At 53.4% G+C, this 19,990-nt stretch carries 16 protein-coding genes; 6 read left to right on the top strand and 10 right to left on the bottom strand.

Annotated features, from left to right (window positions below; all coding sequences use genetic code 11):
- Positions 1–48: 48 nt before the first annotated feature.
- Complete coding sequence (locus tag OR1_RS07800; protein ID WP_041971120.1) at positions 49–1,410, top strand: sodium-dependent transporter; 1,362 nt, start codon at positions 49–51, stop codon at positions 1,408–1,410.
- On the opposite strand, the gene OR1_RS07805 is transcribed toward OR1_RS07800, so the two are convergent.
- From OR1_RS07805 to OR1_RS07820, 4 genes are all read right to left on the bottom strand, one after another.
- Entirely contained in the window at positions 1,387–1,704 is a 318-nt protein-coding gene (locus OR1_RS07805; RefSeq protein ID WP_041971121.1) for a hypothetical protein, read from the bottom strand. The genes OR1_RS07800 and OR1_RS07805 overlap by 24 nt on opposite strands.
- A gap of 89 nt (positions 1,705–1,793) precedes the next feature.
- A complete protein-coding gene (locus OR1_RS07810) occupies positions 1,794–2,501 on the bottom strand; it encodes a 4Fe-4S dicluster domain-containing protein (protein WP_041971122.1) in 708 nt (235 codons plus the stop codon).
- A 2-nt stretch (positions 2,502–2,503) separates the two neighbouring features.
- Positions 2,504–3,661: an NrfD/PsrC family molybdoenzyme membrane anchor subunit gene (nrfD, locus tag OR1_RS07815; RefSeq protein ID WP_041971123.1), complete on the bottom strand. Its 1,158-nt coding sequence runs from the start codon at positions 3,659–3,661 to the stop codon at positions 2,504–2,506.
- A 4-nt stretch (positions 3,662–3,665) separates the two neighbouring features.
- On the bottom strand, positions 3,666–5,864 hold the full coding sequence (locus OR1_RS07820; protein WP_041971125.1) for a molybdopterin-dependent oxidoreductase: 2,199 nt from the start codon (positions 5,862–5,864) through the stop codon (positions 3,666–3,668).
- A gap of 273 nt (positions 5,865–6,137) precedes the next feature.
- Between OR1_RS07820 and OR1_RS07825 the strand changes: the two genes are divergently transcribed.
- The 3 genes from OR1_RS07825 to OR1_RS20680 all read left to right on the top strand — a co-directional run bounded on the left by OR1_RS07825 (position 6,138) and on the right by OR1_RS20680 (position 11,050).
- Entirely contained in the window at positions 6,138–7,775 is a 1,638-nt protein-coding gene (locus OR1_RS07825) for a methyl-accepting chemotaxis protein (RefSeq protein WP_041971127.1), read from the top strand.
- Between the two features lie 239 nt (positions 7,776–8,014).
- Complete coding sequence (locus OR1_RS07830; protein WP_052440324.1) at positions 8,015–9,187, top strand: ABC transporter substrate-binding protein; 1,173 nt, start codon at positions 8,015–8,017, stop codon at positions 9,185–9,187.
- Positions 9,188–9,238: 51 nt separating this feature from the next.
- Entirely contained in the window at positions 9,239–11,050 is a 1,812-nt protein-coding gene (locus OR1_RS20680) for an ATP-binding protein (RefSeq protein WP_052440325.1), read from the top strand.
- A 10-nt stretch (positions 11,051–11,060) separates the two neighbouring features.
- Here the strand turns inward: OR1_RS20680 and ald are convergent, their stop codons facing one another.
- The 3 genes from ald to OR1_RS07850 all read right to left on the bottom strand — a co-directional run bounded on the left by ald (position 11,061) and on the right by OR1_RS07850 (position 13,981).
- The gene (gene ald, locus OR1_RS07840; protein WP_041971128.1) at positions 11,061–12,143 is read right to left on the bottom strand and encodes an alanine dehydrogenase; all 1,083 of its coding nucleotides are present in this window, start codon (positions 12,141–12,143) and stop codon (positions 11,061–11,063) included.
- A gap of 269 nt (positions 12,144–12,412) precedes the next feature.
- Positions 12,413–13,462, bottom strand: a complete 1,050-nt coding sequence (gene lpxD, locus OR1_RS07845) for a UDP-3-O-(3-hydroxymyristoyl)glucosamine N-acyltransferase (RefSeq protein WP_041971130.1) — start codon at positions 13,460–13,462, stop codon at positions 12,413–12,415.
- A 273-nt stretch (positions 13,463–13,735) separates the two neighbouring features.
- Positions 13,736–13,981, bottom strand: coding sequence for a DUF3553 domain-containing protein (locus tag OR1_RS07850; RefSeq protein WP_041971132.1), 246 nt, complete (start codon positions 13,979–13,981; stop codon positions 13,736–13,738).
- Positions 13,982–14,281: 300 nt separating this feature from the next.
- On the opposite strand from OR1_RS07850, the gene OR1_RS07855 reads away from it, so the two are divergent.
- Entirely contained in the window at positions 14,282–14,482 is a 201-nt protein-coding gene (locus OR1_RS07855) for a cold-shock protein (RefSeq protein ID WP_041971133.1), read from the top strand.
- Positions 14,483–14,562: 80 nt separating this feature from the next.
- Here OR1_RS07855 and OR1_RS07860 read toward each other — a convergent pair whose 3' ends face one another.
- The 3 genes from OR1_RS07860 to OR1_RS07870 all read right to left on the bottom strand — a co-directional run bounded on the left by OR1_RS07860 (position 14,563) and on the right by OR1_RS07870 (position 18,944).
- Positions 14,563–15,150 carry a chromate transporter gene (locus OR1_RS07860; RefSeq protein ID WP_041971134.1) on the bottom strand — a complete coding sequence of 196 codons (588 nt, stop codon included), beginning with the start codon at positions 15,148–15,150 and terminating at the stop codon, positions 14,563–14,565.
- Between the two features lie 99 nt (positions 15,151–15,249).
- Complete coding sequence (locus OR1_RS07865) at positions 15,250–17,697, bottom strand: AAA family ATPase (protein WP_041971136.1); 2,448 nt, start codon at positions 17,695–17,697, stop codon at positions 15,250–15,252.
- A 2-nt stretch (positions 17,698–17,699) separates the two neighbouring features.
- Complete coding sequence (locus OR1_RS07870; protein WP_041971137.1) at positions 17,700–18,944, bottom strand: exonuclease SbcCD subunit D; 1,245 nt, start codon at positions 18,942–18,944, stop codon at positions 17,700–17,702.
- 368 nt (positions 18,945–19,312) lie between these two features.
- Between OR1_RS07870 and OR1_RS20685 the strand changes: the two genes are divergently transcribed.
- Entirely contained in the window at positions 19,313–19,951 is a 639-nt protein-coding gene (locus OR1_RS20685; RefSeq protein WP_052440326.1) for a response regulator, read from the top strand.
- The last annotated feature ends 39 nt before the right edge of the window (positions 19,952–19,990 follow it).

The following is a 19,990-nucleotide window of genomic DNA, read 5'->3' on the forward strand; positions in this document are numbered from 1 at the left end:
GCTGCTGATCTGGATATTTGCGCCAAACTCTGCTATCTATTCCCCATCATGACCCATCAGCATGCACCAAAAAACAAACGTGGCCTCTGGTCAAGCCGTTTCGGCTTTATCATGGCATCGGCAGGCTCTGCCATCGGGCTCGGCAATATCTGGAAATTCCCTTACATCACCGGCATGCACGGCGGCGGCGCCTTTGTCCTGTTCTTCATTTTCTGCATCCTTACGGTCGGTATCCCTCTTATGATCGCGGAAATGATCATCGGCAGGCATACCCGCAAAGATCCGGTCGGCGCCTTCAAAAGCCTGCACGGAGGTGGCTGGCTGCTGACCGGCTGGCTGGGAGTCATTGCCGGATTCCTGATACTTTCCTACTACTGTGTCGTGGCCGGCTGGGCTGTTGACTATCTCTGGCTGTCGCTGAAAGGTACGTTTACCGTTAAACACGCCGTCCAGGTGCCGGAAATGTTCGCCAACCTGCTCAGCAGCGACCTGAGCCAGCTGTTCTGGCAGGCTGTTTTCATGGGGATGACGATCCTGATCGTCATTGGCGGGGTCAAAAGCGGCCTGGAGCGAGCCAACAAGATCATGATGCCGGTACTGTTCCTGATCCTGCTGATCCTGGCCGGTTTTGGTCTGAACTCACCAGGCGGGGCACAGGCGCTCCGGTTTCTGTTCTCGCCGGACTGGTCCAAGCTGGACCCTCCAGCCATGCTGGAAGCTCTGGGGCATGCCTTCTTCAGCCTGAGCCTGGGTATGGGAGCGATGCTTACCTATGGCAGCTACTCCGATGAAGAGACCAGCATCCCCAAGGTGGCCATCACCGTCTCCCTTATGGATACCCTGGTGGCGCTCCTGTCCGGGCTGGCGATCTTCCCGATCGTGTTCACTTACGCAATGGAGCCCGCCGCCGGCCCCGGCCTGGTGTTCAAGACCTTGCCGATCCTCTTCAGCCGGATGCCGGGCGGATCGATGATCGCCATCCTCTTCTTTCTGCTGCTGGTCTTTGCCGCCCTTACCTCCAGCATCTCGCTGCTGGAGGTGGTAGTAGCCTACTACTGCGATGAAAAGCATTGGGACCGCCGCAAGGCAACCCTTGTCATGGGTGGGATCATATTTCTGCTCGGAGTGCCATCAGCCTTGTCCAACAATATCCTGAAGGATCTGCATATCATCGGTGAACGCAATTTCCTCGACTCCATCGATTTTGCCTGCACCAACTACATCCTGCCGCTCGGTGGGCTGTTGATAGCGATCTTTGCCGGCTGGGTCATGTCAAAAGGGATTATCAAGGGGGAACTGCTGAAGGGGAGTGACAAAATCAATCTCTATCCTGCCTGGCGCTTCCTGATCAGATATGTATCACCAATCCTGGTGGCGCTGGTATTTCTAAATAAGGCGGGATTTTTCTAATAACGCGCCAAAGAAAAGCCCCCGAGATTTCCGGGGGCGGCATTGATCCGTAAGAGCCATTTTCAACAGCCGGCTGCTTCCTTTTTCTTCTTGGCAGGCTTGGCTTCTTCCTTCTTCTCGGCATCCTTTTTTTGCATCCTTTTTTGCGTCTTTCTTTACTTTTTTGACCTCTTTCTTCTCTGCTTTCCCCTCTTTTGCAGCAGCATCGTCCTTTTTCGGTTCTTCTGCAAAGGCGAGCCCGGTGAGACTGAGGGTAAAGAGTGTGGCGGCAAGAAGAGCAAGTATGCGTTTCATCTGATTTCCTCCCGTTTTTTAATGTTTCACCGGATAGTACCGGATTTCCAGTTATATTTTCAAGTATCTTCCATCCCTGTAACAATCATCTACACGATATAATATACTAACGGCTTGGTCCCCATCTCCTCCTTGTATCTGAAGACGTTGACCTTGGCAATCAGTTTGACGATCAAGCTTTGCGGATCGTTCAGGTCGCCGAAATAGGTCGCATGCCCCAGGCAGGTCGTTGTACACCGGGTCAGTTCCCCCTTTTCGATCCTGTGGCTGCAGAAATGGCATTTACGGGCATTGCCGATTGGTGAGTGCCAGTGGGTCTTCCGTTTGAAGCTCTTGCCATACTCGCCGGAGTTTTCCACCTCGTAGGTCTCGCCCTTCATGTCACCGGTATAATAGTGGCCGACATCTACCGACCGAGCTCCGTAAGAACAGGCAACCAGGCAGTAGCGGCAGCCGATGCACTTCTTATAATCGATCACGACAATACCGTCATCGCGCTTATAAGTCGCCGTTACCGGGCAGACCGGGGTACAGGTCGGGGCATCGCACTGCATGCAGGGGCGCGGGAGAAATCGCATGGAGACATTGGGAAACTCTCCGATCTCCTCCTCTTTCACCGGCCGGTAATGGATATCGGGAGGGGTGAGGTTTTCGGACATGCAGCCGGTGGTGCAGGCGTGGCAGCCGACACATTTCTTCAGGTCAATGGCCATCCCCCAGCGGCGCTGATTGCGCGGCTTCTTCAACGCCCGCTGGAGATCGCTATGCATAATTTCCAGGATGTCTCTGTCTTCCATTATCAGTTAACCTCCTTCCCGGTATTGACGTCGAACACCCCGGAGCGGTTGAAGATGATGTACAGCAGGGCTACCAGGGATGTCGAGGCCGCAACAACCAGGAACTCGTAAACAGACGGGGTGTAATGAACTATCTCCGGCATCTCGTAAACCCTGAACACCGGGATCTTGAACGCCCCCACCACCAGGTCGTTACGGGCCTTGAGCTGGGTCACCATGATGAAGCCCCCGACAAACATCAGCCAGTCGGCACTCTTCCCCATCTTCAGCAGCAGGTACGGCACGATGATTACCACGACTATGCCGAATACGAAACTGTTGATCAGAGTCAGCGAAAAGACCTCAGACCCTTCCAGGCGACCGGCAAGCCCGGTCATGGTCCGCCAGAAGGTTATCAGCAGGGCAAGCCCCAAGCCGACCTTCAGCAGGATCACGAACGGCGTGAGATGAAACGCCTCATCAAGCCGTTTTATTTTGACCGTATGGGCCGCAATGATGGTGGTCAGTGCGCAACCGGTGAGAAAGGCGATAAACAGGAAGTAGATCGGCATCAACGCGCTGTAGTAGTAGACCCGCGAACTGACCGTGCCCAGGAGGCTTCCGAGCGTGCTGTGCGTTATGATGGCGATGAAGAACGCCCCCCACATGACCCGTACCGAATGCCTGCCTCTCTGGATGTTTATGTACTCGACCGTGATGATGCATACATAGCAACTGTACCAGAGGGCCATCCAGAACATCGGCGATGTTGGGTTCGGGGAAACCAGGAACATGTACATCCGGTCGACCCGCCCCATCTCTGTGGCCAGGGAGAAGAAGGCGGCAACAGCGGTGATAATGCCGACAAAGATTATCCGTGATGCAAACGGCCGATACTTTTCCTCGAAGAAGACATGGCCGAAGAAGTTGACAAACGTGCAGCCGGTGCTGAGGAGGGCGAAATAGACATAAGTGGAGATCTGCATCCCCCACGGCACGAGGTTGCTGGTGTTGATGGTGTGGGCATGCCCTTTTATGAAAATGGCCGCAATCCCGTAAAAGCCGGCAACAAGCCCGATCAGGAACAGGTAGAGGTGAATGCCGCCTTTCCCCTTGAGAATGTCGGCAATAACCGAGACTAGCCTCTGTTTATCAGGAAGAATGACTCCGATGAGTTCCATCTCTCTATCCCTCCTTCACTATTTTCACAAAATTCGAGCGCATCCCCGTACCACCCATGATCGGGTCGATCCGATACCCGGCAAGCAGTTCCTCATCGCCAACCCCCTTGTTGTCGGCCCGCTTCATGCCACCGGAGTGAACGCCGAAACCGTGTACCATGTACAGGCAGTCTTCTCGCAACCGCTCGGTGCAACGGATCTTGACCTTGCCTGAAGATTTGACCCCGGCCGTATTCTGCAGCCGGACATATTCGCCATCCTTCAGACCGAGTTGCCTGGCCTTTTTCCGGCTGATCCAGAGAGAGTTTTCCGGTACCAGGTCGGTCAGCAGGAAATTGTTGGTCGTCCGGGAAAAGGTATGCAGTGGGGAACGGCCGAAAAGCAGCGAGAAATGCCCCTCCGGAGGTTGCGGATGTTTTTTGTATTTCGGCACCGGGTCAAACCCCTTTTCGGCAAGCTGCTTTGAGTACAGTTCGATCTTGCCGGAAGGGGTGTCGAATGTCGGCTGGTTCTGGTCAGTAATGTATGGGGCGGACTTTTCCTCCATGGTCAGCACCCCTTTCTGCTTCAGCTCGGCGAAGTTGATCCCCCCGGCTTCACACCTTTTCGCCAGATACTCTTCGCCATCCTTCCAGGGGAAGAAGGCCTCCAGCCCCATCTTTTTCCCCAGCTCCCTGGTGATCCACCAGGACGGTTTGCTTTCCCACATCGGCTGAACTGCAGGCTGACGGATGGAGATCTCGAATTTCTTGAACTTACCGAGGCTCAGTGCGTCATGACGCTCAAGGTAGGTGCATTCCGGGAGCACAACATCTGCCCACTGGATGATGTCGGCAGGGACGATATCGATGGCAACCAGCAGATCGAGATTGTTGATCGCCTTGATGGTTTCCTCACGGTTCGGCATGGTCTTCATCAGGTTGCAGCCATATACCAGCCACCCTTTCATGGGGTGAGGCTGACCGGTTATTGCCGCATTGCGGATGGATGTCGTTGTCTGGGAGAGGGCAAACGGATATGCCTCGTCAAGCTTGGGGATTCCGGCCGTGTGTTCCGGGTAGTCGGGAAGCCCGGGATATTCAGGCACTCCGCCTCCGGCAGGGAGATAAATCCCACCCGGCCGCCCCCATGAACCGAGAAGCGCGTTGAGCAGGGCAATTGCTCTGGCCCGCTGGGCATCGTCGCCGTACCAGGCCGCGAATCGTCCGCCGGAAACGATCACGTTCGGCCTGGCGGCAGCCAGCTCCCGGGCAACCTCAACAATCTTGCCGGCCGGGATGTCGGTCTCTTTTTCCGCCCACTCCGGTGTGTACTCCTGAACAGCGTCTTTCAGCTCGGCAAAACCGGAGGCATATCTGTTCAGATAGTCGGCATCATACAGATCTTCGTTTACAATGATCCTGATCCAGGCGAGCAGCAGTGCCAGGTCGGTGGCCGGCCGGATCGGCAGCCAGTAGTCCGCCTTGGATGCAATATTGGAACAGCGGGGGTCCGCCACGCACAGCTTGGCGCCGCGTTCCAGGCCGTGAACCAGGTCCTGCACCTGGCTGTTGTGGGCGTTTTCACCCAGATGAGACCCGAGCAGCACAATGAATCTGCTCTGGCCGAAATCGTAAAATTCCGGGGAGCCGACCTCGGTACCAAACGTCATGGTAAACCCGACATCTCTCGGTCCGCGGCATTGTGCAAACGATGGGGCAGTATAGTAATTGCTGCCATAAGCCTTGAGCAGGTGTTTCCAGAACGCGCCACCGCTGCCGTGGGAAAAAAGGGCGACCGCATCAGGACCATGCTTCTCCTTGATTACGGCAAGCTTTCCGGCAATGACACCCAACGCTTCGTCCCAGGTAGCCTTTTTCCATTTCGGTTCGCCGCGTTTGCCAATGTTTATCAAGGGAGTTTTCAGGCGATCCGGATCGTACAACGAACCCAGCGCCGCATTGCCCCGGCCGCACAGCCTGCCCCTTCCCCGCTCGCTCAAAGGATTGCCGTCGACTTTTACCACCTTGCCGTTCTGTACCTTGGCAATGAGCCCACAGTTCCAGAAGCAGAGTTCACAAAATGTCGGTACCTGTTTCATCTCCTCAGGAGCTGATTCGGCCCAGGAAAGGAATGATTCGGGCAAGGTTGCCGCAGCGGTTATCCCGGCAGTGGCAGTTCCGGAGATCTTAAGGAATGTCCTGCGCGACAGCTTGACGTTCACTTTATTGCCTCCTCATGACATTTATCTAAAAATTCAGACATACGAATAACTAAATTATATTTCGTCGAATTGCAAGAAAACTTTAACATAAAAATTTTACCTTACAATGTGCGCCATACTGTGTTATCACTTCGTTATTGTTTGGTTTTTTAATATTATCCTCTATGATTGTAACTACATCTAATGCGGGAATTATTTATCAAGTTCCATTCGTCATTGCCGAAAATAATTAGTGGATGTAATTCATAACCAATACTCACCGAGGCGTTCCCCATGACCAAGATCACGTCTACTCTCAAGATATCCTCCAAGATGATCATCGGATTTTCCATTGTTGCGGCAATTGCAGGGATAATCGGCGCAACCGGGATCTACAAGATTCGAAAAGTCGAGCAGGTCGGCACAGAAATGTACCTGAAAAGCACGGTTCCAATGGGAACGCTGGTCCATTTGGCCATAAATTCTCAGAAAGCACGGGTCAGCATGCGGGGGATGATGCTTGATACCGATCGGGACCGGATGGAGGCCAATGCCGAAGGGGTCAAAAGCAGGTATGAAGATGTTGCGAAAAATCTGGCTGAATTCGAAAAAAGCATTACCGGTGAGACCGGCAGAAAGGAACTGGACCAGGTTAAAGCGCTTGTCACAGAATACGGCCCGATCTGGCAGGAAGTGGTGACTCTGCAGCTGGCGGACAAGAAGGACGCAGCGCTGGAGATCATGCGCAGCAAGGGTCTGAGCATTGAAAAACAGATCGAGGAAGCGGTCCGGGCGCTCATCGAGGTCAAGATCACCGAGGCCAAAGGGCGGGACGAGCTCAACAACAAGATTGCCAAATCAGCCCTGATCCAGACAGTCCTGTTTTCAAGCATAGGCGTGTTGCTAGCCATCAGCCTCGGGGTATTCTTTGCCCGAATGATCACCAGACCGATCAGAGAAGTAGTCGATCTGGCAGAAACCATAGCGGATGGCAATCTGACGCAGCAGATCGTTACTACCTCAGGTGATGAAACGGGACAACTTGCCTGCGCCATGAATTCCATGAGCGAGCAGTTGAACAGCCTGCTGGCGATTGTGTCCAATAACAGCTCCGGGGTCAATGAATCAGCGGGCAAACTGACCTCAACGTCGAGGGAGATCGCTTCCGGAGCGGAAGAGGCCGCCCGTCAGGCGGCGACAGTAGCAACTGCAGCCGAAGAGATGGCCTCTACCTCCATGGATATCGCCCGGAACTGCATTCACGTTGCCGAAGGCGCCAGATCGACAAGCAGTGCGGCACAAGACGGTTCTGCCGTAGTCAGGGAAACAGTTGAAGGGATGGTCCGGATCGCCGAACGGGTAAGGGAGTCGGCCGGCACGATCGAGGCGCTGGGAAGACGCTCGGACGAAATCGGCGCGATCATCGGCACAATCGAGGATATAGCCGAACAAACGAATCTGCTGGCGTTAAATGCCGCCATCGAAGCAGCCCGTGCCGGGGAACAGGGACGCGGTTTCGCCGTAGTGGCGGACGAAGTCAGGGCGCTTGCAGAGCGGACAACCAAGGCGACCAAAGAGATCGGGGCCATGATCAAGGCGGTGCAGAGCGACACCCGTGAAGCCGTTGCCTCCATGGAAAGCGGCGTGAAAGAGGTGGAGTCGGGGCTTGAAGGAGCCGAGCGGTCCGGGTCGGCCCTTCAGGGTATCATTCAGCAGGTCAACGACCTGTCCGGACAGATAAACCAGATTGCCACTGCCGCCGAGGAACAGACCGCCACTACCAATGAGATCAGCAGCAACATCCAGCAGATGACCCAGGTCATCCATACCACTGCCAAAGGGGCCAACATCTCAGCCGCCGCCGCCGTAGAGCTCTCTTCACTTGCCGACGAGCTGCACAGGCTGGTCGGCAGATTCAGACTGAATAGTTAGCCTTTCAGACTCCTGATAGCTAACCCTCCGACTGGAAATGATTCCCCGATAATTCCAACAGATTATCGGAGCGATTTACACCTGCTATATTTACCTTTCCCTGAATTCGACAACTATTTTCGCATTCCCTACGATTATTCAGAATTGCGTCACAGACACCTGCAATCAAGAATGCTGACTTGCGGGCATTCGTTTTATGGCTATAATCAAATTAAATTGACTTAAGGCTGGAGGATATCGTGAAGAAGCTATTATTGACCATTTTCTTCTGGATCTTCAGCAGCAACGCTGTATTAGGGGCACATGACAAGCCACCGGTACTCATAGGCCTGGATGCTGAATTTGGCAGAGCGTCGAGCACTGCAGACGATTCCATCAAACAGGGGATCTTGATCGCCATCGAGGAGATCAACAACTCCGGCGGGGTGCTGGGGGGAAGGAAGCTGGCCCTGATGGAGACAGACAACCGGTCGATCCCGGCACGGGGGATAGAAAACACCAGAGTACTGGCGGAAAACCCTGATGTTGTCGCAATATTCTGCGGCAGGTTCTCAACCGTCGTGATCGAAACCATCGATCCCATCCATAAATACGGCATTCCTTTACTGGACCCCTGGGCTTCAAGCGACAAGATCGTTGACAACAAAAGATCTCCCAACTATGCGTTCAGGTTGTCGTTAAAAGACAGCTGGGCAGTGCCGACCATGCTTGCGTATGCCCAAAAGAAAGGGTTTACCAGACTCGGAGTTCTGGTTCCGAATATCACCTGGGGGCGCGGCAATTTTGAACTATTGAAAAAGCTGATCCCGGCGCAGGGAATGAGGCTCGTCGATACGGAATGGTTCAACTACGGTGAAAAGACCCTGCTCGACAAATATTACGCCCTGAAAAAGAACGGGGCCGAAGCAATTGTTATCATTACTGCCGAGACCGAAGGGGCAATCCTGATCAAGGAGATAGCGGCACTTCCCAAAAAAGACCGGCTGCCGTTGATCAGCCACTGGAGCATCTCCGGATCGGATTTCCCTGCTATGACCGGCCAAGCGCTGTACAAGGTTGATCTGGCTCTGGTCCAGACCTACAGTTTTATCGGTACGCAGAACAAAAAGGTTTCTCATTTTATGAACGCAGCAAGACGGTTGTTCGGTAAAAAGTCAGCTGCAGAGCTGATATCACCGGTTGGGTATGCCCATGCCTACGACCTGACCCATATCCTGGCACTGGCGATCAACAAGGCCGGGACAACCGATCGAAAAGCGGTACGCAACGCCCTGGAGCAACTCGGACCATATAACGGCCTGATTAAAACATATCGTCAGCCGTTCTCTCCGACACGTCACGAGGCGCTTTCGGTCGAAGATGTGTTTATGGCCAGGTATACTGCCGATGGGACTCTGGTCAGAATCAAATAGTCTGGCAAGCAACGGTTTGCATTGAAATCTGAATCCGGCAACCACTGAGACATGACAAGGATCATATCCAATTTAGCTGCCCATTGGTACCAAAGCCTTACCTGGCGCATTGCGATCTCATGCATCGGGTTCTCGCTCGTACTTGCCGTACTTTATGGGGCAGGGGCTTATGCGACCATACTTCATTTCATCAAGAAAAACACAGAGATATCCACACAAAAACGAGTCGAACTGACTGCACAGAAGATTGAATCCGCTTTGCAGACGCTGGATGCAACAACTGAAAGCCTCTCGAAAAACACCCTTGTCGTCAATGCCATTGTTGATGCCCACGGCCGCGACAGTTATCTGGTACCGTTTCTGCAGTCGAGCCGCCTGCCGTTTGATGTCCCGCACCGATTAAGCCTTTGCGATTTCAAAGGGGACATCATTGCATCCAGCGAGCCCCAGCCAGGCAGTTACAAGGGTAAACCAGGTCTTGTTGAGACAACGGTGAATGCTGCAAAACCTGTAGCAAGCCTGATGAGGGATAAACAGCATACCCTTCTTATATGTCATCCGGTCATATACCCGGCAACAGGGACCGCTGAAGGATTTCTTGCCCTGGAAATCCCTGTCGATGCTTTAATGGTGAAACTCAAGATTTCCCTGGGAGAAAATGAGGAAGGGATTCAGATACGGTCCGGTAAGGATGTTGTTTGGTCCGTGGGCCGACCCAATGCGACCAGTCCGACCAGCCCGCTCTCCTTCCCTCCCCCGCTTTCGGCACTGCAGCTCTCTTTGTCCCTCAGCACCACAGAAAACCAGGCATTGACCTGGTTCACCATTATCTTTATCAGTACGACCATTTTAGCCCTGTATCTGTCCGGCCTGATCGCCTACCGCTTCTCCGGCAAGCTGACGGCAGGACTGACAGAGCTGGACAATGCGGTTTCCACCATCACGGCTACCGGCATGCCGCAGGGAGAAGTGAAGGTTCTCGGCAAAGATGAAGTCGGCAGGCTTGCCGCGTCGTTCAACTCGATGATCAACAGACTGAGGGAATCTTACGATATCCTGGAAAGCGAGGTTGCGGAGAGAACCTCGGAACTAGCCGTCGTGAATTGCGAACTGCAGGAGCTGGTAGCGTTGCGCTCCTCAGAGCTGGAGCGCACCAATAACGAACTGGCGGTCTTTTGCTATGCGATATCCCACGAGCTGCGTGCGCCGGTTGCCCGGCTTCAGGGGTTCAGCGACATACTGGTCAACGGCGACCCTGACTTGGAGGAATGTCACTTCATTGCCAAACGGATCGACGTTGCCAGCAAGCAGCTACAAAAAGTCATTGACGCCATCCTGCTGCTCTCGCGTCTTTCGAGAATCGAAATGACTTTGCGCGAGACCGACTTTTCCGCCCTGGCCACGGAAGCAGCTGCCGAGCTCCAGGCCCAGACAGAGCTGTCCGGAGCGACCGTAACCATTCAGCAAGGAATCAGTTGCACCGCAGACGCCAGCCTGATGAAAATCTGCTTGTTGAACATGATCAGCAATGCCTTGAAATTCTCCTCACGCGAAACAACTCCGGTTGTGGAGATCGGGATGCTAAACGACGGCAACAGTTGCCGGTACTTTGTCCGCGACAACGGCGCCGGTTTCAACATGGAGTACGTTGACAAATTGTTTGTGCCCTTCCAACGTCTGCACCATCAAGATGATTTCCCCGGAACAGGCATAGGCCTAGCCACAGTGCAGAGGATCGTGGAGCGCCACAACGGGAATGTCTGGGCGGAAGGAGAGGAGGGAGTAGGTGCGACCTTCTGGTTTACACTGGGAAAACCGTACAGTTCAACGGCGAAGTCTCCGGATTTCGAGCAAAAGCGATGATTACACCGATCTAAATCCCTTGGATAGATGCGGCAAGGGCTGCATGAACAATTTTCCCGTCCCTTATGTTGACAGCGGTTGCCAGGGCCGGCAATCGCTCGATGGCGCCGTCTACACCGTGCCCGGCGAGCAGCATCAGATAAGGCAGTGTGGCATTGGTCAGGGCAATGGTGGAAGTTCGCGGGTAGGCGCCCGGCATGTTGGCAACCGCATAATGGACGATATCGTCCACCAGATAGGTCGGGGCGTCGTGCGTCGTCGGCCGGGTGGTTTCGGCGCATCCCCCCTGGTCAACGGTCACATCTACAATTACCGCGCCCTTTTTCATCTCACCCAGCATCGTTCTGGGCAGGAGCAGTGGCGTTCTCCCCCCCGGTACCAGCACTGCTCCGATAATCAGATCGGCATCCCTGATTTCGGCAGTAATGCTCTCAGTTACCAGCATCCCGGTGCGCACCCTGCCGCCGGACAACTCGTCGATCCGCTGCAGCCGCTCGACCCCGCGGTTCAGCACAACGGTTTCCATCCCGATTCCAGACGCCACCCGCGCGGCATTGAATCCCACTGTTCCGGCTCCCAGGATTAGTGCCTTGGCCGGCCGCACTCCCACTGCGCCGGTAGGGAGCAAACCTGCTCCACCGTTGATTCGCTGCAGGCACCAGGACGCCACCAGAGGAGCCATCCGTCCGGCAACCTCACTCATAGGGGCAAGCAGAGGGAGAGTACCATTGACCTCTAAAGTTTCATAAGCCAGCGCGGTTAACTTCCTGGCTTGCAAAAACTCGGTCAATAAAGGGTTGGGAGCCAAATGCAGGTAGGTAAAGAGTGTCTGTCCCGGCCGGAATCGATCAAATTCTTCCGGCAGAGGCTCCTTGACCTTGACCACCAGTTCCCCTCGGCGATATAGCTCTTGGGTCGCAACGATGTCTGCGCCGACTTGTCGGTAGAGTTCGTCACTAAAACCGCTGCCAGCGCCGGCTCCGGTTTCCACCAGGAGTTTATGACCGCCCTTGACCAGTTCCGCTGCTCCGGCCGGAGTAATGGCAACCCGATACTCCTCTGTTTTAATCTCTTTCGGAACTGCGATTATCATGGGTTCCCCCTGTGACCGCTCAGTTTTAAGACTGCAAGGCATATTTTATCATAGCACCGCAATATTGCTCGAAAAGCGCAGACGGCGACTACTGACCCGTTGAGATCGAAACCATGACAATGAAAACAGTTCTCTCGTGGCTGAGTTCCAAGGGCAACGTATCAACAGCATAAGAAAAAAGGCCCCATTTTCTGGAGCCCAATTCTTAATAACATGTGAGCGGAAAAACCACAAACTCACTGGTTTGATCATTTGCCGGCAAGGCGCCTCTAGCTGACCTGAGTCTCCCCAAGATGCTCCTCTACCTTTGCCATTCGGTTTCCCAGCCTGGAGAGGGTTTTGCGCATCTCGGGCAGATGCGGGAACACTGCGGCGGATTTGAGCCGCGACTGATGAGGGATGGCCGGCGTGCCGCTCATCACTGCGCCGGCCGCAACATTGTTGAACACCCCGGACTGCCCGGAGATCATGGCGTTATCGCCAATCGTCAGGTGATCGACAATCGCCACCTGGCCGCCGAGGGTCACATGTTTTCCAAGGGTCGTGCTCCCGGCAATACCGGCCTGGGCCACGATGATACAGTCCTCGCCGATCTGGCAGTTGTGTGCCACCTGAACCAGATTGTCGATCTTGGTGCCGCGCCCGATCCGGGTCGTTTCCAGGGCGGCACGATCAACGGTACAGTTGGCGCCGATCTCCACGTCGTCTTCGATGACAACGATACCTACTTGGGGGATCTTGTACCATGCCTCGCCGTCCGGGGCGTAGCCAAAGCCGTCGCCGCCAATAATCGCACCGTTCTGAATGGTGACGCGGTTGCCAATCCTGCTCCCTTCCCGCACTGCAACCCCGGCATGGAGCGTGACGTCGTCTCCCAGAACAACACCATCATACAGGGTGACGTTTGGGTGAATTGTCGCCCGGTCACCGATCCGTACCCCATCGCCGATATATGCGCCGGGATAGACCGATACCTCCGCCCCCATGGTAACACCTTCACCGACAAAAGCTCCGGCCATCACACCTTTGGCCTGTCTGGGACGGGTGGTATACAGAGTGAGCAGCTTGGCAAAGGCAAGATAGGGGTTTGCCACCACTATGCAGTTACGGCCGAAATGCTCGGCAGATGACGTCAGAACGATTGCCGACGCGCGCGTCGTTGCCACCTTTGCCGCATATTTGGGATTTGCCAGAAAGGTGATTTGTCCTTCCTCGGCAGTATCCAGCGTTCCCAGCCCCTTTATGACAATCGAGGGATCGCCGGTTACTCTCCCGCCCAGATGGTCGGCCAGTTCATGCAGCGTTTTGCCCAATGCCATTTGTATCTCCCGAAGCTGCTAATTTTGTTTTAAACAGTAACACAATATACCTTTCCGGCTCTAATGAATAGTCATATCTACTATGATCTATCTTTATCAAAGCACTCGGATCAATCAGGAAAAATCAGCTGCTGGTTTCAGGTTCAGTAATGGATTTGCAGGGATAATCCTGGGAAATGACTACGCATGGGGCGGGACTTCGCCTCCACCCCGGGAACAGGCTTCTTTCCGGGGCGGAAGGACAATGTCATCTTGATAAGGTACTGTATTAACTCATTTCTTTTTTGCAACTCTGGTCACACGGCGCGGTTTAATCAGAACAGACTCAGCCTTAGGAGGCGGCAGATAGGAATCCCTGTCGGCAGGTTGCAGAGTACCGAAATGGGAGACGGCAATTTTACGGCTGATGCCGTCACTGAAATCAATGGTAACCCTGGAAGCGGATATCTCGACAACTTTTCCGGAACCCCATTCAGGGGCACCTTGATGTTTAACAATGCTGCCTGCGGTGATAGTCATTAAAGACTCCTCTCTTGTTTTCAGCACTGATCCATATAATAATAAAAGAAGGGCAAATACTGTTTATTCACCTCAACTTACTAAGAATGAAGCAATGCATATATAATAGCAAGCATCATCTGAATATAAATTTATTTTACACAGTAACATACCGGCATTTAAGCTTTATTTAACAATTATCAATTATTTGTCATTTAAATGTATTTTAAAGCTTGACCATCTGCAATTAATACTGTTAAGGTGAACAAAGTTTGGAATTAACCGAACTAAAAAACAAGAAAATTGGAGAAATGTAAGCAAATGGTAAACGGAACAGTAAAATGGTTTAATGACAGCAAAGGTTTTGGTTTTCTCGAGCAGGAAAATGGTGACGACGTATTTTGTCATTTTTCCGCCATCAGTGGCGATGGATTTAAATCCCTTGCTGAGGGAGACAGGGTAAGTTTTGAAGTAACAAAGGGTCCGAAAGGGCTGCAGGCCGCAAATGTGACCAGGCTCTAACAGCCGACTTCTGCAACTCCCAAAAGCCCCGATAATATCGGGGCTTTTTTTATTCATGCGGAATAATGATTACCCGCCCCTTATCGGTAACAAATGCCGCCAACAATAGCAGAGCCAAATATTACCAGTGCCGGATTGATCTTGGTCATTGTCAGCAGACAAAAAGCAACTGCCACGAACAAGACCTTGTCCCAACCGCAGGTCAGAGAACCCATCCAACCGTAACGCTTGACGCCGAATACGGTAAAAGCCATGTCGTAGGCAGTCCAGAGCAGCAGACCGACCACCACCGGACGAACCGCCCTAAGCATGGACTGAACCAGCAAACTGTCCTTGACCCTGAAAAAATAGACTACCATTGCCAGCATCAGAATCGTGGTCGGCAGTACTGTGCCTGCTGCAGCTGCTACGGCACCGGGTATCCCCGCAAGCTTATACCCGATATACGCGGAAACCTGCGGAGCAATCGGCCCGGGGAGGGCATTTCCCACTGCCACGGCATCGGAGAACTCGATCGGCGATACCCATGGAGCCGGTTCTGTTGCTCCTGGCGGTAGCCAAAGTGCGGTTGTGGCCTCTCTTTGCATCAGCGCCAGAGAGGCCGGGCCTCCTCCCCATGAAAAAAGCGCCACGCGGGTAAAAAGTATGAATATCTGCCAGAGTAACATGCTACCCCTCCTGCCAGGGCTGTTAGATCACGCCGACTTAACGAAACCGGCGGCAATCAACTTCAGGAAATCGTCAGCTCCATTGCCAACTCAGCCAAATTATCTCACCTCACCGACCTGAATCATCTGGTCCGTTATCTCGCCAAAAGCAACATCGTGGCTGACCAGAAATAACTGGTCGTACCAGTGCTCGGTTACTTCTTCCCTGCCAACATCGATTGACCTGAAGGCCTGGGCCAGGTTTTCCCGGCGGGCAGCGTCCAGGTTGGAGGTCGGCTCGTCGAAGAAGGCAATCCGGGCGCCAATGGTCTGGAGCAGCGCCAGTCGCAAGGCAACTACCGCACTCATAATCTGGCCGCCGGAAAGCTGGTCATCGCTCCGCTCCCGCAGCTTGCCATCATGCATATCCTTGAGCATAATCCGGTAGTTATCCCCCCAATACAACTCTTCGTCAGACTCGGCAATGATCCGGTAGATCCGGTCGGCCCGCAGAGAGATCTCCTCCCTGAACCGTTCGGAGAGTTGAGTCGAAACATTCTTGAAGACCTGGTTGCGCAGGAATTTGACCAGCTTCTCCTTATCCACGTAGGAGGCAATCTCCGCCTGCTTGGCCGTCACATCCTCCTGAAGTTTTTTGAGTCTCCCGATCTCCTCGTCCAAGCGCAGCCGGTTCTTGCCCAGTTCCTCGATCTGCTGACGTTGCGTGGCAACGTCGGTAAGGAGACGGACCCTCTCTCCCCTCACCTGCTGATGCCGTTCCGCCTCATACCCCGCGGCCAGACCGGCAAGCTCCCCCTGCTGATCGATCATTCTTTGCCTGAGATCGTCGAGCCCCTTTTGCCACTTCTCAAGAGTCTGGTTGCGAGTTTCAAGATCGTCGGCATCTTTCAGATGGGTCGTGTAGGCATCGCGGTCTGCCTGATGTCGTGTTCGTTCCTGAACGGCCTTGTCAATATCGGTATCTAGGGTGGTAAACGCCATTAATGCGGCTTGTTGCTGACCAACCCGGCCAGCGGCGGCTCCTTGGTGTTCCTTAAGCCGGCCGAGATTTTCGGCACGCTCCCGGTTTATCTTTCGCCGCTCGTCCAAGCCAACGACCTGCTTATCCAGTTCCTGCAAACGTATTGCACGGCCGTTCAACTCCTTTTCTCCCGCTTCGGCCTCCTCCGCTTTGCGGCCCAGTGCGGCTATTCGGGCATCCAGTGCGGTCATTGCGCTGTCAATGTCGCCAATCTTCCCGGAGAACAGAGACCGAGGCGTATTGTCGACCACTTTCTTGCACTTCTCCTGGAAGAACGGGCAGATCCCTTCAGCCAGCTTTTCCTGACCCTCTTCCAGACCTGCCCTGCGACCTGCGAGCAGAGAACGCTCCCCCTTGAGGCGGTCCAGTTCACTGCGCAGCTGAGGCAACTGCGCCGCCGCCTTCATCAAGGCGTCGTCAGCCTGAAGCGATCGTCGCGTTTCGGCATGCCGAATCTCTTCCTCCTGCAGCTGGATCTCGATCTTCGCAATCTCTTCCTGCTCATGAGTTACTGCCTGGAGCAAGCGCTGCGCCTCCTGTTGCAGACCGGTTATCTCCTTTTCAATAACCCGGCGCTGCTGTTCCTTTTTCCGCAGCTCTACCAGGAGGGCCTCAATCCTGTCGTACGCATCTTTTCCTGGTCTGGATCGCTTGACAATCCTCTTCGCGTTCTGTGACTCCTCCACCCGCTGTTTCTGGGTGACAATCTTTTCGCCGCCGTCCTTGATCCGGTCCTCAAGTTGCTTGATCTCCGCAGCCAGGGAGCTGATCCCCTTTTCCCTGGCATCCAGCTCTGCATGAACCGCTTCCACCTCTTTCAGCGCCGTTTCTTTCTCGGTCAGTTCGTTACGCTTCTGCTCCAGAGCCGCCCTGATACCCGTCAGCTCTTCTTCCTTCTGCGGCATGATGACGACCTGGTCCTGAAGCAGCCTCATCTCGGCAGCCAGCAGCTTCATCCGCTCCTGAATCGCCGTGAGCAGCGAACTGGTCCCCTTGTAAGTCTTGCGCCAGGCGTCGATGCCGAGGATCTCATCAAAGGCTTCCTGGCGTTTGGTCGGCTGCTTTATAACAAACGGGCCGAGAAATTCGTTCTGGAACGGGCCGATGACCAGCTTGAACTGTTCGGCAAGCTGCCGGCCGTTATTAAGACCGAGGAGTTCGGCAATCCTTGCCTCGGTCTCCTCAGCATTGGCATGTTCCTCCACTTCAAAGGAACCGCTGCTCTCACTGGCCAGCAGCCATCTGGACGGAGTACCGACGGTGCGGGTCACCTGCCAGCTGTCGCCGATGTCGGTCCGGAAGATAACGGAGATCTCTCCCCGCTTGGCGCCGAAGGAGAGGAAGCGCTCCACGTTGGAAACGAAATCGCGGGCATCGACACCAAACAGGGCATAGCCGATCGCCTCAAAGACCGTGCTCTTGCCGACACCGTTCGGTCCGGCAAGGACATTGATCCCGGCACTAAAGGTGATGGTCGTGTCACGGTGAGACTTAATGTTCTGCAAATGGATGGAGAGTATCTGCATGGCTAGCTTTCCCCCAGGATGCCGAGCAGTTCCTCACCTTCCAGGTCGCCCTTCTGCACCTGATCGCGGATCAGCAGCGCCAGCCGAACCAGTTCATCCTCCCGCCCTTTGTATTCACTTCGGGCCGAGATCAGCTCCCGCAGTACGTCCTTTTCAATCTCGGCGAGGTTCTTCTGTTCGCCCTCACTGCCTGCAGAGCGGGCAATCAGGGAGAGGTGATTCTTGATCTCCAGATGTAGGGGCTTGCAAAGCTCATCAATTACCAGCCGCAGCCGTTCCCGCCCCAGTTCAAAGGGGTGAAAACTGACCCGGCCGATTAGTTTTACCTCCAGAAGTGGCTCCCGCTCATCGGTGATTGCAGCGATTTTGACGGCCATCTGTTCCCGGAATCTTTCCAGCGCCTGTTCGGCATCTGACGACCCGTCAAGATCGATGGCGGTTACGATCATTGGCCGTGGTAAGGTGCTGCGAAACTGGTGCTTATAGCGCCCCTCTTCCACCCTGACCAGGAAATATCCTTTGTCGTATTTTTCCTCGCCAAAATTGACACACTCTGGAGAGCCGGGGTTAAAGGCATAGGGCTTGCCCTTCTGATTGTCGATGATATACGTCTTGTGACCGTGACCGAGGGCTACATAGTCAAAGAGATCGGCCAGCGGCAACGCCTCTTCCGGCTTCATGTTACCGATCTCCACCGGCGAGTAGGTCCAGACGCCGACATGAAAAACAAGGATGTTGTTCTTTGTGGTTACGGCCTCGCAAAGCCGCGCCACGTGGGCTCCTGCCTGAGTGCCGATATAGCCGAGGCCGTAAATATTCAGCCCCTTGATCTCTATATGCCCGCCAATACCATGTTCATAATCGTAGGGATCGAAACGGTAACCGCCGCTCTCGGTGCGAGTGGGCCGCAACAGATGGATATACCCCATCTGCGACAGCGCCTCCATCCAAGAGATACTGTCACGGCGGTGAATCCAGTCATGGTTCCCCTCCACGGCAATGCAGGGGATACCGGCGTCCTTCAACGGCTGCAGAGCCTCGATGGTACGGGCAAAGGTACGCGGCAGGATCTGACCGGTATGGAACAGGTCTCCGGCGATCAGGACAAAAGCCACCTGTTCGGCAATGGCATCGTCAACAATGCACCCAAGCATGCGAAAGAAGTCATCATAGCGTTCCGACTCTCCGTTACCGGTTCGGTATGTCTTACCAAGGTGGATATCAGCAGTGTGGAGAAAAGTAAGTATGTTGTCCTCCTATTATTGTTCTCAACACGTCATATGACAAGGCGTTGGCATTGAGCTGTTCTGGCTCTTTGCGAAGACGTACAGTGTATAACTAATCTAAAGGTAAATGGAAATATCTGTTTTATCAGAAGGCAGCTTTTTAGGGATCTAAATCCATGCCCAGGAGCAGGCAAATCATTCGCTCCAATATTTTCCCAATTCCGTTAGCCAGGCTCAATACTCTTGCATCTGTACGATTCATTCGCTTATTTAAGCATTTATAATATTAATTACTTCTTGACATAGTTAAATGTTGCATTAACATGTTGTCATTTATGTTAACCTATTAATATATAAATGAAATGCACTGCTATCCAAGGGACGGGAAGATGGTCAAAGTGTCTGATAATATGGGATTGTGGATTGAGGAAGAACAACGGAAACTGGCTGAAATCAAGAAAAAATTGTCCAGGATTTCGTCTATTCCCCGGGATACGGCTCTTGCTGATGAAGAAACAATCGAAAAGCCCTCAAGCAGATCGACGCAACTACAGTTTTTTGATGATTCGACTCCCACAGATTCAAAAGAATTTGGGAATGACTCAGACAAAGATTTAATGTTTCTGCTTGTTGAAGACAACCTTGAAGATGAATTCCTTATCTTACGGTTGTTGACAAAGCTAAAATTCTACAACGTCAAAGTTGTACGACACGGGCAGGAAGCGCTTAATTTCCTGTTTGGCGGCAGTTCAATATATTCCTCGGAACTGGTTCAGGAAAAACCTGACCTGATTTTGTTGGATATTCGCATGCCTATTATGGATGGAGTGGAATTTCTGGAGAGAGCGAGCGATTCGCTGCGCAACAATGGAATCCCAGTAGTTATCACTACCTCAAGCTATCAAGAGAAAAACGTTACTAAGTGTGAAGAACTCGGAGCCAAGGCATACCTTAGAAAACCTATTTATATTGATGAATTGGATAGAGTCATCAAGCATTCAGTCGGCTGTTACTTCAATCAGGCCTGACATACCGTAATTATCAGTTTAATATGACTTTTCTGCGTG

It is taken from the genome of Geobacter sp. OR-1 (genome assembly GCF_000813145.1).
Classification (GTDB): Bacteria; Desulfobacterota; Desulfuromonadia; order Geobacterales; family DSM-12255; genus Geoanaerobacter.

Coding starts and splice junctions, on each gene's coding strand:
- OR1_RS07865 (WP_041971136.1), bottom strand. CDS start 17,697: ATGCAGATACTCTCCATCCATTTGCAGAACATTAAGTCTCACCGTGAC.
- OR1_RS07860 (WP_041971134.1), bottom strand. CDS start 15,150: ATGTTACTCTGGCAGATATTCATACTTTTTACCCGCGTGGCGCTTTTT.
- lpxD (WP_041971130.1), bottom strand. CDS start 13,462: ATGGCATTGGGCAAAACGCTGCATGAACTGGCCGACCATCTGGGCGGG.
- OR1_RS20685 (WP_052440326.1), top strand. CDS start 19,313: ATGGTCAAAGTGTCTGATAATATGGGATTGTGGATTGAGGAAGAACAA.
- OR1_RS07800 (WP_041971120.1), top strand. CDS start 49: ATGACCCATCAGCATGCACCAAAAAACAAACGTGGCCTCTGGTCAAGC.
- OR1_RS07855 (WP_041971133.1), top strand. CDS start 14,282: ATGGTAAACGGAACAGTAAAATGGTTTAATGACAGCAAAGGTTTTGGT.
- OR1_RS07805 (WP_041971121.1), bottom strand. CDS start 1,704: ATGAAACGCATACTTGCTCTTCTTGCCGCCACACTCTTTACCCTCAGT.
- OR1_RS07825 (WP_041971127.1), top strand. CDS start 6,138: ATGACCAAGATCACGTCTACTCTCAAGATATCCTCCAAGATGATCATC.
- nrfD (WP_041971123.1), bottom strand. CDS start 3,661: ATGGAACTCATCGGAGTCATTCTTCCTGATAAACAGAGGCTAGTCTCG.
- OR1_RS20680 (WP_052440325.1), top strand. CDS start 9,239: ATGACAAGGATCATATCCAATTTAGCTGCCCATTGGTACCAAAGCCTT.
- ald (WP_041971128.1), bottom strand. CDS start 12,143: ATGATAATCGCAGTTCCGAAAGAGATTAAAACAGAGGAGTATCGGGTT.
- OR1_RS07850 (WP_041971132.1), bottom strand. CDS start 13,981: ATGACTATCACCGCAGGCAGCATTGTTAAACATCAAGGTGCCCCTGAA.
- OR1_RS07810 (WP_041971122.1), bottom strand. CDS start 2,501: ATGGAAGACAGAGACATCCTGGAAATTATGCATAGCGATCTCCAGCGG.